The following is a 15,973-nucleotide window of genomic DNA, read 5'->3' on the forward strand; positions in this document are numbered from 1 at the left end:
AAGACCCACATGATTGAGCGCCGTCCAATCCTCGACATGATCAGCCACCTGGTGCTGCTCCTGGGCGTCATCATCATCGCCTTTCCGCTTTACGTAGCTTTCGTCGCCAGTACGCAAACGGCAGAACAGGCGGCAGCTGCGCCCATGTCCCTGCTGCCCGGTACGCACTTTATCGAAAACTACAGCGCGCTATTGACCAAGGGTGCGTCCGGCAATGTCTCAGCGCCGCCGGTGGCGCGCATGCTGATGGTGAGCCTGATCTCGGCGCTGGCGATCGCTATCGGCAAGATTTCGATTTCCATGCTGTCGGCATTCGCCATGGTGTATTTCCGCTTTCCCGGGCGCTCGTTCTTCTTCTGGATGATTTTCCTGACCTTGATGCTGCCGGTGGAAGTACGTATCACGCCGACCTATCAGGTGGTATCCGATTTCGGCATGCTGAATACCTACGCCGGCCTGACCATACCGCTGATCGCATCGGCCACCGCTACCTTCCTGTTCCGTCAATTCTTCCTGACCGTTCCGGATGAACTGGCGGAGGCGGCGCGCATCGATGGCGCCGGGCCGCTGCGGTTTTTCAAGGATGTGATCTGGCCGCTGTCGCGCACCAATATCATCGCGCTGTTCGTGATCATGTTCATCTATGGCTGGAACCAGTATCTGTGGCCGCTGATGATCGCCACCAACCAGGACATGTACCCGATCGGTATCGGCATCAAGACCTTGATTACAGGCGGCGATTCGGCGGTGGAATGGAATATGGTGATGGCCACTTTGGTATTGGCGATGCTGCCGCCCGGCCTGGTAGTGGTGGTGATGCAAAAGTGGTTCGTGAAAGGATTGGTTGATTCCGAGAAGTGATATGGCAAAAGTACACCTAGAGAACGTCAAGAAAACCTACGGCAAGGCCCCCAAGGCGGTCGATGTCATCCACGGCATTTCGATCGATATCGCCGATGGCGAATTCATTGTCATGGTGGGCCCTTCCGGCTGCGGCAAATCAACCCTGCTACGCATGGTGGCAGGACTGGAAGACATCACTTCCGGCGACATCGTCATCGGCGACCGCGTGGTCAACAAGCTGGAGCCGAAAGACCGCGACATCGCCATGGTGTTCCAGAACTATGCGCTGTATCCGCACATGAGCGTGTACGAGAACATGGCTTACGGCTTGAAGATCCGCGGCCTGAGTAAGGACGACATCGAGACCCGCGTGCAAAAGGCGGCCAAGATCCTGGAGCTCGGCGCCCTGCTCCAGCGTACGCCACGCCAATTGTCCGGGGGCCAGCGCCAGCGGGTGGCGATGGGACGCGCGATCGTGCGCGAGCCAGCAGTATTCCTGTTCGACGAGCCGCTATCCAACCTGGATGCCAAACTGCGTGTGCAGATGCGCCTGGAAATCCAGAAACTGCATCGCACGCTGGGCACTACCAGTTTGTACGTCACACATGACCAGGTTGAAGCCATGACCCTGGGCCAGCGCATGATCGTCATGAATGGCGGCCGTGCCGAACAAATCGGCACGCCGGCCCAGGTCTATGCAAAACCGGCTACTACCTTTGTCGCCAGTTTTATAGGCTCGCCGCCGATGAACCTGTTGCAGGGGCGCCTGGCGGAAGACGGCGGCAGCTTCGCGCTAGCCAACGCCGACGCCATCAAGCTGCCGTTTATCCACAACGCCATCGCCGGCCATGATTGCATCATGGGTCTGCGTCCGGAGCAGTTGATCTTCGGCCAGCCTGGCTTGACGATGCGTGCGGAACTGGTCGAAGCGCTCGGCGCCGATCTGCTGGTGCATGCATCGATCGGAGATCAGCTGTTGGTGATGCGCGTACCGGCTGCGACTGCAGTCGAGGCCGGACAGAAAATCACTGCCGGCTTTGACCCGGCAGCTTTGCACTGGTTTAATTCGCAGACCACGCAACGTATCGAGCTTGGATAAAACAAGGGCGCTGATCAGCGCCCTTGTTGCCATCTGCCTGCGATCTCAATTGCCCGGCTGCAACCGAATCCGCTCCACCGTTGCTTTCTCCACCGCCGCACGGGAATATAGCAACGGGAAATACTCCCCCTTCAGCCACTTGTCGGCCAGATCGCGATAATGCGGACTATCCGGATCACCCGATTGCCCAGGTGAATTTACCGCCCGCGAGTTATCCCAGTTGCCGACATCGACCACCACCCGGAACGAAGGGCCGTTGGTTTGCAGGAAATCGCTGCTGCGATAAGTCGATTGATTGGGAGAGTAAGCGCCGCCATGAGTGGGCATGGGTCCGACATTCAATTTTGCGCGGGTGGCGTCGTCCACTGCGGCGGCCAGGGGATGTTCCATCAGGTTGTGATGCAGCTTGCCCCATTGCCATTGGCTGGCGTCGCTGCCTTGCAATTTTTCCAGCTCGGCATAAGCCTCGCTCAAGCTGGTCAGCAATAGCTGGTCGCGCTTGTGCATCGCGTCAGGGCCGAAACGCTGCGCTGGCTGCTCCAGGTTATCCAGCATTACAGCAACATCCGGCTCGCCCATTGCCTTGACCGCGGCCGGGCTCAACACCGCGTCCTTGAAAGCTTTACCCAAATGACGCGAGAGCCAGACTTCAAACAGGGCCGCCTGCGGCGAATCCGCGCGCTCGACGAAATCCCAGCCGGTAAATACGTTCAGCGCTGCCTGGGTCTGCGCGTCGCTGGAAGATAACGGTTTCAACAACGTCATCAGACGCCTGGCGGGAATCGACAGATCGTCATTTTGCAGACGCATGGAATCTTCCAGCGAGACTTTACCCAGTGACGACAACACCTCGCTGATGCGCGTGAAACGCGAATTATTGGTCCACTCAAAACCCAGCTTGCGTTCGCGGTAGGGGTAATTCTCAGGCAAATTCATTTGATTGGCGGATGCGAACCAGCCTTGCTTCGGGTTGTAACTGGACGGCAGCTGTTCGCCAGACCAGAAGCCGGCCCATTCGTAACGGCCGTCGCCGGGCACCGGCAGCAAGCCATCCCAGTCAGGACGAATCGGCGCCAGCCCACCCGGCACCCAACCGATATTGCCCTTGGTATCGGCATACACCTGGTTCTCGGTCGGCGCGCCCCAATGCAGCAAGGAATGCTTGAACTGGGCAAAATTCCTGGCGCGCATGTACTCTATGCTGCCGAAATAAGGCGACATGCCGGGCTCCAGCCAGCCGGAACGCACCGCGAAGGCACGATTTTTCCCCGGCTCGACAAAAATTACCGGGCCATGCCGGCTGAATGTCAGCTCGGCATTAACCGGCGTCGCACCCTTGACCTGGATTTGTTCCGTGATGACCTTGAACGGCTCCCATTTACCTTGGTATTTATACTGATCCGCGTGCTCAGGATTGATCTGGTAGACGTACAAATCTTCCTGGTCGATATTGAAAATCGTCAGACCGAAGGCAATGCTGCCGTTGTGCCCGATCGAAATACCTGGCAATGCGGGTTCGCCGGCGCCGATGACATTCAATCCCGGCGCATTGATATGGGCAATGTAGCGCAAGGACGGCGTCGAATACGCGCGATGCGGATCGTTCGCCATGATGGCGCGGCCGGTGGCGGATTTTGCCGGCGCGATTACCCAATTGTTGCTGCCTTCCGCAACCTCTTCCGGATTCTCCGCGGCGGCAATCACCACGGCATCGCTCTGCGCGCTGTGCAAGCTGTCTTTAGTGATCTTCACGCCCTGGGTGGCGAGCTGGAATACTTTCAGCAAATCTTTCGGCAGGCAAGGATCCAGTCCGTCGGGTATCACCGTCTCCCATTTCGGCGTCAAGCCGACGCGGATTTCATCGGATTTAAGACCGGCTTTGCAAGCGACGTTGGCACGCGCCACTTCACTGGTCAGATTGCGTGTCAGGCCGTGGCTGCGGATGCGAACCACATCTTCCGCCTGCCATCGGGCCGGCGCATAGCCCAGTTGCTTGAACTCGAACGGCAATTTATCCGGATGGGCATTGACGTAATCGACATAGGCATTGATACCGGCAACGAAAGCATCCGCGACGTGCTGTGCATGCGGGCCGTAGGATTGCCACTCGCGCAGCATGTCGCCGCGGTATAGAAACAGCCTGGCGGCACGGTCTTGCTGGATATAGGTGGGACCGAATACCTGCGCCAGTTGCCCCAGGCCACGCCGACGCCACAAATCGATCTGGAACAAGCGATCGCGGGCCGCATTGAAACCCTGGACAAAAAAGGCATCATCCTGATTCGCAGCGTATATGTGCGGCACACCCCATTGGTCTACCAGGATTTCTGCAGGTTTCTTCAAACCTGCTATCTTGAAGGTAACCGTCGGCGCCGGAACTTGCAGCACGTCCCTGGCCTGGCTAGAAGTTACTGCCAGCAGCAGCACCAATGCCGTCGCATACGGGGCAAACCCGGAATATGGCGGAAATAGCGGTCGTTGCATAAGCCCTCGTCTCTTTTGTATTTTATTTATTTACAAATCAACTATTGCCAGGCACAACGGCTCTCGCCGGGGAAACTTTATTCCGTCAGCGCAACCAGGTTATCTACCTCGATTTTGGCGAACTCCACGCTGCTGTCGTAGGCTGTATCCAGGTTGGTGTGCGCGCTTTCCGTATTGGTACGGCTGGAAACGCTCGCGCCCGCTTTCAAAATCTGATAACCGTCATGCCACAGATCGTCGTGGCCCTGCACTGGCTTCGGCACGATGACGTAACCGCGATATTCGACGTTTTGTTTGGTTGGATCGCTCATATTGGCCTCGCTGCAAAATAATCCTTAATCGTAGCATGAGCCTGACATCCACACATTCCGGCAAAATCGTGTACCTTGAACCTATTGTAGAAGCGCACGTCTTACCTTGAAATAAGTTCCATATCAGTCACAACCACATGGAGAGATTGATTATGCACAAAGGTAGTGAAGAGAATACGCACTGGAAAATCGCCGACCTGGATTTTTCAAAAATCAATACCGCACAAGTCCGGCCCGATGAAAACCTTTTCTATCTGGTCGCATGCGCTTCGTTTGTCGAAAGCGGCTCCCATCTATATACCCAAAACCTGGTGGATTTTTACGGCGACGAGCCGGAAATTTCCAATTGGTTGCGTGAGCAATGGGAAGTTGAAGAATTGCAGCACGGCCAGGCGCTGCGCACCTATGTCGAGCACATATGGCCGGAATTCGACTGGCAAACCGCCTATCGGAATTTCCTCAATGAATATTCGACCTATTGCAAGGTCGAGCTGCTGGAGCCCAGCAAAGGTTTGGAAATGGTGGCGCGCTGCGTGGTGGAAGCTGGCACCGCCACTTTTTACAGCGCCTTGTCGCGCAGTACGGATGAACCGGTATTAAAGGACCTGGCCTCGCGCATCGCCAAGGATGAAGTGAATCACTATAAACACTTCTTCCGTTATTTCCGCCGTTTCAGGCAGAACGAGGGATTACGCCGGCACAGCATCTTCGGCGCCTTGCGCCGTCGTACCCTGGAAATGAAAAATGAAGATGCTGCCTGCGCCCTGCGCCACGTGCTCGGCGCCAGAGCGCCGCAGCACGCCGACGACCAGGCCATGCTGCAACGGATCCACAGCAAGATGAACATCACCATACGCAACCATCTGTCGCCCGACATGACCATCAAGATGATCATGCGGCCACTGGATCTGCCGCATGCGGTGCAGTCGCTGGTGGCCTATCCGGTTACGCAAATCATGAACAAGGTGTTCCTGCGTTAATCGGGTCCATGTGCTTTTGCGTATGGCACCCTTCCTTGCCGCTACAGGCGATAGAAGCTCTGCGCATTCAAACCCATGACCTGTTGCCGTTGGAGCGGATCGAGATCGCCCAGCAACGTGTCGGTCGCCGCCAGCCAGCGCCCATAATCGCCCGCCAGCCTGACTACCGGCCAGTCGCTGCCCCAGATCACCCGCTGCGCACCGAACACCTCCAGGACATGGGCAACATACGGCTGCAGTTGCGCAACCTGCCAGTCGGCCGCAGCTTCGGTCACCAGCCCGGATAACTTGCAATACACCTGCGGCAACGCCGCCAGACGGGTAATCGATGCCCGCCAAGGTTCCAGCGCGGCGCTGGCAATCTGCGGCTTGGCCGCATGATCGATGATGATTGGTAAATCCGGATAGCGCTCGGCAAACCTCAGCAAAGCCGGCAAGTGACGCGGCAGCACCAGCGCATCCATGCTCAGCCGATGGCGTTGCATCGCGGCGATCGCCGGCGCCAGCAGCGGATCGTCAATCCAGTCGTCGGCAAGGTCTTGCAGCATCGGTCGCAGGCCGCGCATTTTCGGATGGCTGGCCAACAGCTGTATCTGTTGTTCAGCATTGGCAGTCTTCAAATCGGCCCAGCCAACCACCGCCCGCACAAACGAATGCCGTTCCGCCAGGCTAAGCAGGAACAAGGTATCGCTCATAGTCGGCAGAGATTGCACCAGCACGCTGCCGTTGATGCCATGTTGCCGCAGCAGCGGCTCTAGCTGATCCGGCAGAAAGTCGCGATGAATTTCCGCCAGTTCCGGCGGCGGCCATTGTCCGGCCCGGTTCGCCAGCAGCCAAAAATGTTGGTGGGCATCAATGCGCAAGGGCGAAAGCGCTGTATCGGCAAGCATATTGTCCATCTCGGATTAGTGTCCTTTGCGGTGCGGATGGACCTCCTTGCTCACACCAAAGGTCCATTGGATGGACCAATACTAGCATGTGCGATTTTGGCCGGGCAATTGAAAATTCCAGATGTCTCGATTTTTTGGTAGCCAAGTCGGGGCTCGCCTTTCATAATCCGCCTCATCGCCAAGAGCTGTCATGGCGAGACCCCCGAGACGGAAAAAATATGCGAATTTTGCTGGTAGAAGACAACAGGCCACTATCCGAATGGCTGGCACTTACCTTACATCGCAATAAATACACGGTCGATTGCGTCTATAACGGCGCCGATGCCGACCATTTATTGCTAACCCAACAATACGAGTTGGTCATCCTCGACATGTCCCTGCCCAAACTGGACGGCAGCGAAGTACTCAAGCGACTACGCAACCGTCACAACAACGTGCCGGTGCTGATCCTGACGGCCAACAACTCCGTCGAGGGCAGCATCGTCGGCCTCAATGCCGGCGCCGACGACTACATGGCAAAACCATTCGACGTCAACGTACTGGAAGCACGTATCCGCGCCCTCCTACGCCGTTCCAACCAGCAGCGCAACCCGATCCTTCAGTGCGGTTCGCTGAGCTACGACAGCAACAGCCTGATCTTTTCGATAAACGGCGTTGCGCTCACCCTGACCCGCCGCGAGCATGCGGTGCTGGAAACGCTGATCATGAAAATGGGCAAGACCGTCAGCAAGCAAGCTCTGGCGGAGAGCCTGTATGCGATGGCTGAAGACGTATCGCAGGATGCCATCGAAGTCTATATCCATCGGATCCGCAAGAAACTGGAACATGGCGACGCCGCCATCATCACTTTGCGTGGGCTCGGCTATTTGCTCAAGCAGCACAATGAAACCTGACACCCGGCCGCTGCGCAGCCTGCGCACGCAGCTGCTGCTGTGGCTGCTGGTGCCGCTGATACTGTTCGTCGGGTTCAGCATCTGGGTTACCTACACTAACGCCATCGAGATGGCCACCGTGGTGCACGACCGGATGCTGCTCGGGTCGGCGCGCATCATCGCGGAACAGATACACTACGAAGACGACGTATTGCAGGTGGTGATTCCCCCTGCCGCACTCGAGCTGTTTCAATCGGATTCGCATGATCGCGTGTACTACCGCGTGGTGGCGGCCAACGGCACGCTGCTGGCCGGGCAACTGGACTTACCCGATCCGCCGCGCATACCGCATAGCGAGGAAGCGGTCTATTTCAACGCCAGTTTTCGCGATGACCCGGTGCGCATTGTCGCCTTTTCGCAACCGGTATTCGGCCTTCCCGCACAGGGCGCAGTACTGATCGAAGTGGCGCAAACCCAGCATTCCTACAAAGCGCTGTCGGACCGCATGTGGGGCCACACCGTGGTGCAACAGCTAGCTATCCTGGTATTGGTCGTGTTCCTGCTACTGCTTGGACTACGGCATGGCCTGGCGCCGATGATGCGCTTGCGAGATCGCGTGCAACGCCGCAAACCCGGCACCCTGGATCCGCTGGATACCACCCCGGTGCCGACCGAACTGGCGCCGCTAGTGCACGCCATCAATGACTACGTGCAGCGACTGGACGACCACATGTCGGCGCATGGACGTTTCATCGCCAATGCTTCGCATCAGCTGCGCACGCCGCTGACGGTGCTCAACACACAGGTCAATTACGGCCTGCGCAGCGACGATGCACAAACCAAGGATGCCGCGCTGCGTGCCATCAACAAAGGCGTGCAACACGGGATCCGGCTGGTCAACCAGTTGCTGACGCTGTCCAACGCCGAAACCGGCATTGGCCACCCGCTGCGCCAAACCGATGTCAACCTGATCGAGATTGTGCAGACGGTTTTAGAAGAACTGGCAACGCTGGCGCAGACCAAGAGTATTGATCTCGGTTTCGAGTTTCACGGCGCCCCGGTGATGGTCCATGCCACGCCATCTATGTTGGAGGAACTAGTCGCCAACCTGGTCGATAACGCGCTGCGTTACACGCCCGCCGGCGGCATCGTGACCATTACGGTAAACGACGATGAAACCGTCATCAGGCTGTGCGTTGAAGATGACGGCCCTGGCATTCCAGTGGATGAACGGGAGCGTGTATTCGATCGTTTCTATCGCCTGCACCAGGACCGCTCGGATGGTTCCGGCCTGGGCCTGGCTATCGTGCGCGAGATTGCCCTGGCGAGTCAGGCTGAAATTGTTTTGTCGTGTCCGGCTACCGGCAAGGGATTGATCGTTACGGTCAGTTTTCCGGCTTTACCGAAGAAAAGCGGCGAAACAGGTGGGACAGAGTGACCGCGTCCAGTGCAAAAAAAATAATATTTTTTTAAAAGATTACGCTTAGCTTTCAGAAGCAAGATTTAATTTTCAACGTTGTGGCGCAAAACCCACAGAGCAGGGACAGGCATTTCACTCTTTGAAAGCAATTAGTAAGCTAGCCAATTTTATAGTTTGCCTACTGATCCACGCGATCAGCAATTCAACTAATAAATATCTGGAGACAAAATGAAAAAGTCGCTACTAGCGCTAGCAGTTCTGGGGATGATCGGCTGTATCAATACAGCATCCGCACAATCCAATGTCACCGTATATGGCCTGATCGACGCCACCATCAGCACCGTCAATCATGCAGACAAGGCCGGTGATCGCCTGACCGGCATCCCTGTTGCCTGGTTCAGCGGCAATCGGATCGGTTTCCGCGGTCAAGAAGATCTCGGCAGCGGACTCAAGGCAATTTTCAAACTGGAAGCCGAATTCGTGGTCGGCACCGGTGAAATGGATACACCAGGCGTATTGTTCAACCGCGATGCGTGGGTCGGTTTGAAAGACGATACTTTCGGCCAGGTCGTTCTGGGCCGTCAAAATACTCTGGCGCGCGATTTTTCCCAGATCTACGGCGATGCATACGGTTCCAAGCTCGGTCTGGAAGAAGGCGGCTACACCAACAACAACAACTTCAAGCAACTGATTTTCTACTCGGGCAGCGCTACCGGCACACGCTACGACAATGGCGTGACGTGGAAAAAAGTATTCAATAACGGCGTGGTCGCCGGCCTTGGCTATCAGTTCGGCGAGACCGCTGGCCAGTTCGCACGCAATACCACCAAGTCCGCGGCGATCGGCTACAACGGCTCCAACTTCCTCGTTTCCGGTTTCATCAATCAGGCTGACGTCGGCAACGGCATCGACAGCACTCTCGAAAAGCACAAGTCCTATTCGCTGGGCGGTAGCTACATCTTTGATCTGGTGCGTTTGAACGCCGGCTATTTCCATTACACCGCAGAGCAAGGTGCACTCGGCAAGCGTAAGGACAATGCATATACCGTATCGGCCAAGTTCACGCCGCAAGGTTCGTTTGACTATGAACTCGGTTATCAAGTAATGAAAGCCGACAACGCCGCTTACAATGCGGCCGGAACCGGCACCCTGAACGCGTACGCTGACGCTAGCGGCTCGACCGCCACAGGAAGCGGCAAGAAATCCACTATCTATGGCTCGACCCGCTATCATTTATCCAAGCGTACCGAGCTGTATGTGGCAGCCGACTATATGAAACTCACCGACGGCTATCGTGTGGCTTCAGCGAATGGCTTCAAGAACCAGACTGAATTTGCGGTAGGCATGCTCACCAAATTCTGATCTGTAAATTTATGCGTTGATCACCCTCTTGCCGATGGATTTTTTTGAATCCAGGCATCAGGCGAAGCCGGCATGACTTTCGTCAGCGCCGGCTTTTTTTTCAGATCGCCATGCCTGACGCATGCTCTTCAGCACTATTCCATTACCTCAGTAACAGCTAAGTTTTAGCAACTATCCTGCTCTGCAATAGTCATAAGCTACCTGCCCCAATCCAAGGGCTTTTTCATAGCAAGATATTGTCAAAGGGCACCATGGAAGAACTGAATCAATCGCTGTTTCTGCTGATCAATGCCAGCGCGCAGCCATCGGCGTTGTTACTGAATAGCGCCATGCTATTCGCGGAATGGCTGATTTTCCTGATTCCGGCCGGTTTGCTGCTAGGCTGGTTTCGTGGCGGTGAACAAACCCGCAAGTTGATGCTGGAAGCCGTCGTCTGTGGCGTTGTCGGTTTGTCGATCAGCGCGTTGCTTGGCGTATTGTGGCAACATCCGCGCCCGTTCATGATCGACCTCGGCACCAATTTTCTTGCGCACTCTCCCGATTCGTCGTTTCCCAGCGATCACTTGACTCTGCAATGGTCGGTGGCTTTCAGCCTTCTGCTGCACCCGCAATTGCGCAAGGCTGGCGCGATCTTGAGCTTGCTCGGCCTGCCGATGGCATGGGCCCGGATTTACCTGGGCGTCCATTTTCCGCTCGACATGCTGGGTGCAGCAATAGTCGCAGCGCTTAGCGCAGGGCTCTGCCTTTACAGTGCAAAATGGTTTATCGGGCCGCTGTTCAAATCGGCTTCCTTCATCCATGGCCGTTTATTCGCGCCGTTCATCCGTCGTGGCTGGATGTTGAAATAAGCCAACTGCAAGGTAAAATCAGCCGGAGACGCGGTTTGAGCCATCGAGAGGAACGGGAATGAGGGTATTGCTGGTGGAAGACGATCGCATGATCGGCGACGCAGTCCAGATGGCGTTGCGCGACGCCAGCCATGCCGTCGACTGGGTCCACGACGGCACGGCAGCCTTGAGCGCTGCAGCCAGCGAAAGCTACGACGTCATGTTGCTTGATCTGGGCTTGCCGCTGCAGGACGGATTTGCCGTGCTGCGCCAGCTACGGCAGCAAAGCAGCAGTTTGCCGGTGCTGATCGTAACGGCCCGGGATGCAGTCGAAGACCGTATCGGCGGCCTCGACCTGGGTGCAGACGATTACGTGATCAAACCGTTCGAGATGGGCGAATTGCTGGCGCGCATGCGCGCCGTGGTGCGGCGCAAAGCCGGTAACGCCAATCCGGTGATGAGCAACGGTTCCTTGTTTCTCGATCCCAGCACCCGCGAAGTTACCGTGGACGGCGTCGCGACCCGCTTGTCGGCCCGCGAATTCTCCTTGCTCCACGCGTTGTTGCTGAGGCCTGGGGCGATTCTGTCACGCCAGGAACTGGAAGACCGCATCTATGGCTGGAACGAAGAGGTCGAAAGCAATGCGGTGGAATTCCTGATCCATTCGATCCGTAAAAAACTGGGTGCGGCGTCGATCAAGAATGTCAGGGGGTTGGGATGGATGGTTTCAAAACAAGACTAAGCCATTCATTGCAATTCCGGCTGTCGTTATGGCTCTCGCTGGTGATTCTCGCCATGGCGGTGCCGGCGGGTGTGTACTCTTTTTTTTCGGCTTTTCATGAAGCCAACGACCTGCAAGACGATCAGTTGCGCCAGGTTGCGGCGCTGGTGCTTAGCCGCGACTTGCCGCCGGCTACACCGGATCGTCGCGCAACAGGAAAAATGAAGGACAACGAATCGAAAGTCATCGTCCAGATCCTGGCGCCGGCACAAAGCGACGGCGACGACGACACGTCGCTGCACCTGCCCGCCGACCTGCGCGACGGCATACAAACAGTCAAGGTGGGCCATGTACCGTGGCGCCTGTTTGTCAAGCCGACCGCATCCGGCCAGCGGCTGGCCGTGGGCCAGCAGACCGAGGTGCGCGACGAGATTGCCCGCGACAGCGGCTTGAGAACCGTGATGCCATTCATGGTGTTGATCCCGATATTGATTGCGTTGGTCAGTATCATGGTGCGTGGCATGCTGCGGCCGATTGCAAAGCTGTCGCAAGAAGTCGACCGGCGCGACGACCAGGACATGCGTCCACTCGACGAGCAGCAGGTGGCGGATGAAATCCGGCCATTGATCGGCTCGATCAATCGCCTGCTGCGACGGGTTGCCGACAACATGGATGCGCAGCGGCGCTTTCTTGCCGATGCCGCGCATGAGTTGCGCTCACCGCTGACAGCCTTGTCGCTGCAAGCGGAAAATCTCGCTGCAACCGACCTTTCGCCAGCCTCGAAAGCGCGCTTGCTACCGCTGCGGCAAGGCTTGAATCGCAGCAAAGCGCTGCTGGAACAATTGCTGACGCTGGCCCGTTCGCAAAATACCGGCGCCTCCCGAATCAGCCAGATCACCCAGGTATCCTTGCAAGCGGTACTACGGCGCGTGGTCGAGGATAGCTTGCCGCTGGCGCAAGCCAACCAGATAGATATCGGGGTCAACGCCGATACTGAAGTTACGCTGGCGGCGCAGGAAGTCGATATCGTCGCCTTGATACGCAACCTGATCGACAATGCAATCCGCTATACACCGCCAGGCGGCAACGTGGAAGTACGTCTGCACGCGCAGCCTGGCCTGGTGACCGTTGAGGTAGAAGATAGCGGGCCTGGCATCCAGGAGACGGAACGTGAGCGGGTTTTCGATCCCTTTTATCGCGTGCTGGGCAGCGATCAGGATGGTTCCGGCCTGGGCCTGTCGATCGTCAAGTCGATCGTGGCAAGGCTAAATGGCAAGATCGAACTGCAACATGCCCGCAGCGATGCGCCTTATGGCTTAAAGGTCATTATTCGCCTTCCTACTTGATATCCGCCTGATACCGCACGCGCAATGCTCAGCACTTTGTCCGGTACTCAGCTCCAGACTCAGATCACTCCCTGCTGCCGCAACTCCGCGATTTGCTCCGCACTTCTGCCGATGGCCGCCAGCACCTCTGCAGTATGCTGTCCCAGTTCCGGGCCTACCCAGTTGGTCTGGCCCGGGGTAGCAGACAGCTTGGGTACGATACCCGGCAAGTCGATCGGCTGACCGTCCGGTAAAACATGTTGCTGGATCATGTCACGCGCGCGGAAATGCGGGTCTTGGTGGATATCCGCTGCGGTATAGACTTTGCTGCTCGGTACTTCAGCCTGCTCCAGAACTTGCAGCACATGTTCCAGGTCGTGCTGCGAGGTCCATTCCGTAATTGCTGCATCGAGCATGTCGTTATTCTGCGCCCTGCCGTCGTTGCGCGCCAGGCGCGGATCTTCTGCCAGGTCGCTGCGGCCGATGGCATGCATCAGGCGTTTGAAGATGCTGTCGCCGTTGCCGGCGATGATGACATAGTGTTCGCCGCGCGCATCGCTTAAGCATGGATACGTGCTCGAAGGCGAAATGCCGGGAAAGCTGGCGCCGGTACGCTCGCGCACGAAACCGAACTCGGCATATTCCGGAATCAGGCTTTCCATCACGCCAAACACGGCTTCGTACAAAGCGATATCGATGAACTGTCCTTTGCCGCCATTCGCGTTCAGATGGTGCATGGCCAACAGCGCGCCAATCACGCCATACAGCGAAGCCAGCGTATCGCCAATGCTGACGCCAACCCGCACCGGCGGCCGGTCCGGGTAACCTGCCAGGTTGCGCAAGCCGCCCATCGATTCGGCAATCGCGGCAAACCCCGGCCGCGCGTGGTAAGGGCCATCCTGGCCATAGCCGGAAACCCGCACCATGATCAGCTTCGGATTAATCTTCGACAAATCCTCCCAGCCCAGGCCCCAGCCTTCCAGCGTACCGGGACGAAAATTCTCGATCACGATATCGGCATCCTTGACCAGGTCGCGCACGATCTGCTGCCCTTGTTCCGATTTCAGGTTCAGCGTTACCGATTTCTTGTTGCGGCTCTGCGAATACCACCACAATGACGTGCCGTTATGCAGCTTGCGCCATTTGCGCAGCGGATCGCCGTCGCCCGGCGCTTCTATCTTGATCACCTCGGCGCCGAACTGGCCCAACAGGCTGGCTGCATAGGGTCCAGCAATCAAGGTGCCAAGTTCGATCACCTTGACACCCTGGAGCGAGGATTGCTGTTCTGCTGATGGCTGCTTCATTTCTGTCACCTGTCTCGATATTCTGTTTCTATATTGTGTTCATGCTGCGCATCGGCAGATTATAGAGGGTTAGGTAGGGTGGGTAAATTTTCTTGCCCACGTGTAGCGGGAATAAACGGTAGCGGTGAATTGGAAGTCACGCGTGGGCACAAGTGCCCACCCTACGCACCTGTTTTTGGCGGCAACCTGAACGCGCGATGGCAGATCTAATGCTTCTCACTTGCAACAATTCCCTACATTAATGCGTGCGCAACAGGTGGTTTGTATCAAAGAGTTAAAATGATTGATCTTGACGCCAACATTTGCAACCAGAAGTAACTCCTTTTGGCGATTGCCATGCTCCGGATTACTATTAGATAACTGATAAATGCGTAGGACATATCATGAAAAAAATTGCGTTATTGGTACTTGCTGCTGCGGGCCTGATGGTCACCAGCTCGGCCAGTTTTGCCTACGGTTATTATGGCCATGGCGGCTTTTACGGCCCGCGCTTTGGCGTAACCATAGGCGGACCGTTGTATTGGGGTCCAGGCCCCTATTACTATCCGCCACCGGTGTATTACGCCCCGCCTCCGGTCTATGTAGCGCCTGAACCGCAAACCTATATAGAACAAGCCCCGAACTATGCGTATTACTGTCCTAGTCCGGCAGGTTATTACCCGCAGATTCCACGCTGCCCCAAAGGCTGGATGAAGGTAACGCCGGACGAAGCTCAACCTAGATAACAAGGCGGTGTGTGATGATAAATGGAACTACCAAGGTAATCGCGGCCTCGATGGCCGTTTTGCTGACCGGCTGCGTAACAGCACCCTCCGGCCCGAACGTAATGGCACTGCCGGGCGCCGGCAAGAGCTATGAACAGTTTCGCAACGATGAAGCGGTCTGCCAGCGCGCAGCGCAAGACCGAGTAGGACCATATGCACCGCAAGCGGCGGCTGACAATGCAGTAGGTACGGCAGCGGCAGGTACCGTGATCGGCGCAGCGGCCGGCGCCCTGATCGGTGCAGCAACCGGCCGTGCCGGCGCCGGTGCGGCGATTGGCGGCGGCGTTGGTTTGCTGGCCGGCAGTTCGGTAGCCGGCGACTCGGCTTCCCGCAGCAGCTATGGAATGCAGCGTCAGTACAACAATGTGTATACCCAATGCATGTACGCCAAGGGTAACCAGGTACCGGTTTCGGGTGGCTATGCGAATAATCGCCGTCAATATGCGCCGCCTCCGCAGTACTCGGCGCCGCCGGATTATTATCCGCCGCAACGGGGGAACAGTTATGGGCCGCCGCCGGATTATGTGCCTTACTGATCGCGGTTGATCACTACCAGTACAAAGACATGCTTTATGCATGTCTTTGTGCATTTTGGGGAGCGTTTTTTGATGTTGGCGTGTGTCTGCCGTCGCATCAAATGCGATGGCATGTACTCCGTGGTTCGTTAATTAGGGTCAGAGTCTAATGCCGTTAAGTTAAGCGGTTCAAAGGACCCGGTTGGCGGTTGTATACAACCGCCAAAGCTGTTAACCTTCGGCGACGATGCTGTCC

The 15,973-nt window shown here is 56.8% G+C and carries 15 protein-coding genes; 11 read left to right on the top strand and 4 right to left on the bottom strand.

The annotated features are described in order from the left end of the window. The first annotated feature begins 9 nt into the window (after positions 1-9). Both ugpE and BM029_RS15820 read left to right on the top strand, forming a co-directional pair. Positions 10-861 (top strand): sn-glycerol-3-phosphate ABC transporter permease UgpE, encoded by an 852-nt coding sequence (ugpE, locus tag BM029_RS15815; RefSeq protein ID WP_092437597.1) that lies wholly within the window; start codon positions 10-12, stop codon positions 859-861. 1 nt (position 862) lies between these two features. Continuing rightward, complete coding sequence (locus tag BM029_RS15820) at positions 863-1,942, top strand: sn-glycerol-3-phosphate import ATP-binding protein UgpC (RefSeq protein WP_092437599.1); 1,080 nt, start codon at positions 863-865, stop codon at positions 1,940-1,942. Positions 1,943-1,987: 45 nt separating this feature from the next. On the opposite strand, the gene BM029_RS15825 is transcribed toward BM029_RS15820, so the two are convergent. Together BM029_RS15825 and BM029_RS15830 are read right to left on the bottom strand one after the other, a co-directional pair. Next, a complete protein-coding gene (locus BM029_RS15825) occupies positions 1,988-4,426 on the bottom strand; it encodes a penicillin acylase family protein (RefSeq protein WP_092437601.1) in 2,439 nt (812 codons plus the stop codon). A 77-nt stretch (positions 4,427-4,503) separates the two neighbouring features. After that, complete coding sequence (locus tag BM029_RS15830) at positions 4,504-4,737, bottom strand: hypothetical protein (RefSeq protein WP_092437603.1); 234 nt, start codon at positions 4,735-4,737, stop codon at positions 4,504-4,506. Between the two features lie 152 nt (positions 4,738-4,889). On the opposite strand from BM029_RS15830, the gene BM029_RS15835 reads away from it, so the two are divergent. Next, positions 4,890-5,717, top strand: a complete 828-nt coding sequence (locus BM029_RS15835) for a ferritin-like domain-containing protein (RefSeq protein ID WP_092437605.1) — start codon at positions 4,890-4,892, stop codon at positions 5,715-5,717. 41 nt (positions 5,718-5,758) lie between these two features. On the opposite strand, the gene BM029_RS15840 is transcribed toward BM029_RS15835, so the two are convergent. Beyond that, entirely contained in the window at positions 5,759-6,616 is an 858-nt protein-coding gene (locus BM029_RS15840) for an amidohydrolase family protein (RefSeq protein WP_244545083.1), read from the bottom strand. A 209-nt stretch (positions 6,617-6,825) separates the two neighbouring features. Here BM029_RS15840 and BM029_RS15845 point away from each other — a divergent pair, with 209 nt between their 5' ends. The 6 genes from BM029_RS15845 (at position 6,826) to BM029_RS15870 (ending at position 13,155) form a co-directional block, all read left to right on the top strand. Beyond that, positions 6,826-7,500: a response regulator gene (locus tag BM029_RS15845; protein ID WP_092437607.1), complete on the top strand. Its 675-nt coding sequence runs from the start codon at positions 6,826-6,828 to the stop codon at positions 7,498-7,500. Next, positions 7,490-8,917: a sensor histidine kinase gene (locus BM029_RS15850; protein ID WP_244545084.1), complete on the top strand. Its 1,428-nt coding sequence runs from the start codon at positions 7,490-7,492 to the stop codon at positions 8,915-8,917. Before BM029_RS15845 ends, BM029_RS15850 begins: the two co-directional genes overlap by 11 nt. 210 nt (positions 8,918-9,127) lie before the next feature. Continuing rightward, positions 9,128-10,261: a porin gene (locus BM029_RS15855; RefSeq protein ID WP_092437609.1), complete on the top strand. Its 1,134-nt coding sequence runs from the start codon at positions 9,128-9,130 to the stop codon at positions 10,259-10,261. A 251-nt stretch (positions 10,262-10,512) separates the two neighbouring features. Further along, complete coding sequence (locus tag BM029_RS15860; RefSeq protein WP_092437611.1) at positions 10,513-11,109, top strand: undecaprenyl-diphosphatase; 597 nt, start codon at positions 10,513-10,515, stop codon at positions 11,107-11,109. Positions 11,110-11,167: 58 nt separating this feature from the next. Further along, entirely contained in the window at positions 11,168-11,830 is a 663-nt protein-coding gene (locus BM029_RS15865) for a response regulator (RefSeq protein ID WP_092437613.1), read from the top strand. Continuing rightward, a complete protein-coding gene (locus BM029_RS15870) occupies positions 11,806-13,155 on the top strand; it encodes an ATP-binding protein (RefSeq protein WP_092437615.1) in 1,350 nt (449 codons plus the stop codon). Before BM029_RS15865 ends, BM029_RS15870 begins: the two co-directional genes overlap by 25 nt. Before the next feature lie 59 nt (positions 13,156-13,214). On the opposite strand, the gene BM029_RS15875 is transcribed toward BM029_RS15870, so the two are convergent. Next, entirely contained in the window at positions 13,215-14,438 is a 1,224-nt protein-coding gene (locus BM029_RS15875; RefSeq protein WP_092413516.1) for a CaiB/BaiF CoA transferase family protein, read from the bottom strand. A 383-nt stretch (positions 14,439-14,821) separates the two neighbouring features. Here BM029_RS15875 and BM029_RS15880 point away from each other — a divergent pair, with 383 nt between their 5' ends. Both BM029_RS15880 and BM029_RS15885 read left to right on the top strand, forming a co-directional pair. Then, on the top strand, positions 14,822-15,163 hold the full coding sequence (locus BM029_RS15880; protein WP_092437617.1) for a hypothetical protein: 342 nt from the start codon (positions 14,822-14,824) through the stop codon (positions 15,161-15,163). Between the two features lie 14 nt (positions 15,164-15,177). After that, positions 15,178-15,738 carry a glycine zipper family protein gene (locus tag BM029_RS15885; protein WP_170851100.1) on the top strand — a complete coding sequence of 187 codons (561 nt, stop codon included), beginning with the start codon at positions 15,178-15,180 and terminating at the stop codon, positions 15,736-15,738. The last annotated feature ends 235 nt before the right edge of the window (positions 15,739-15,973 follow it).

The sequence above is a fragment of the Collimonas sp. OK607 genome (genome assembly GCF_900111995.1).
In the GTDB taxonomy this organism is placed as follows: Bacteria; Pseudomonadota; Gammaproteobacteria; order Burkholderiales; family Burkholderiaceae_D; genus Collimonas.

What these genes read in the sequence shown, in the direction of transcription:
- ugpE (WP_092437597.1), top strand. Translation starts at nt 10, where the DNA reads ATGATTGAGCGCCGTCCAATCCTCGACATGATCAGCCACCTGGTGCTG.
- BM029_RS15820 (WP_092437599.1), top strand. Translation starts at nt 863, where the DNA reads ATGGCAAAAGTACACCTAGAGAACGTCAAGAAAACCTACGGCAAGGCC.
- BM029_RS15825 (WP_092437601.1), bottom strand. Translation starts at nt 4,426, where the DNA reads ATGCAACGACCGCTATTTCCGCCATATTCCGGGTTTGCCCCGTATGCG.
- BM029_RS15830 (WP_092437603.1), bottom strand. Translation starts at nt 4,737, where the DNA reads ATGAGCGATCCAACCAAACAAAACGTCGAATATCGCGGTTACGTCATC.
- BM029_RS15835 (WP_092437605.1), top strand. Translation starts at nt 4,890, where the DNA reads ATGCACAAAGGTAGTGAAGAGAATACGCACTGGAAAATCGCCGACCTG.
- BM029_RS15840 (WP_244545083.1), bottom strand. Translation starts at nt 6,616, where the DNA reads ATGGACAATATGCTTGCCGATACAGCGCTTTCGCCCTTGCGCATTGAT.
- BM029_RS15845 (WP_092437607.1), top strand. Translation starts at nt 6,826, where the DNA reads ATGCGAATTTTGCTGGTAGAAGACAACAGGCCACTATCCGAATGGCTG.
- BM029_RS15850 (WP_244545084.1), top strand. Translation starts at nt 7,490, where the DNA reads ATGAAACCTGACACCCGGCCGCTGCGCAGCCTGCGCACGCAGCTGCTG.
- BM029_RS15855 (WP_092437609.1), top strand. Translation starts at nt 9,128, where the DNA reads ATGAAAAAGTCGCTACTAGCGCTAGCAGTTCTGGGGATGATCGGCTGT.
- BM029_RS15860 (WP_092437611.1), top strand. Translation starts at nt 10,513, where the DNA reads ATGGAAGAACTGAATCAATCGCTGTTTCTGCTGATCAATGCCAGCGCG.
- BM029_RS15865 (WP_092437613.1), top strand. Translation starts at nt 11,168, where the DNA reads ATGAGGGTATTGCTGGTGGAAGACGATCGCATGATCGGCGACGCAGTC.
- BM029_RS15870 (WP_092437615.1), top strand. Translation starts at nt 11,806, where the DNA reads ATGGATGGTTTCAAAACAAGACTAAGCCATTCATTGCAATTCCGGCTG.
- BM029_RS15875 (WP_092413516.1), bottom strand. Translation starts at nt 14,438, where the DNA reads ATGAAGCAGCCATCAGCAGAACAGCAATCCTCGCTCCAGGGTGTCAAG.
- BM029_RS15880 (WP_092437617.1), top strand. Translation starts at nt 14,822, where the DNA reads ATGAAAAAAATTGCGTTATTGGTACTTGCTGCTGCGGGCCTGATGGTC.
- BM029_RS15885 (WP_170851100.1), top strand. Translation starts at nt 15,178, where the DNA reads ATGATAAATGGAACTACCAAGGTAATCGCGGCCTCGATGGCCGTTTTG.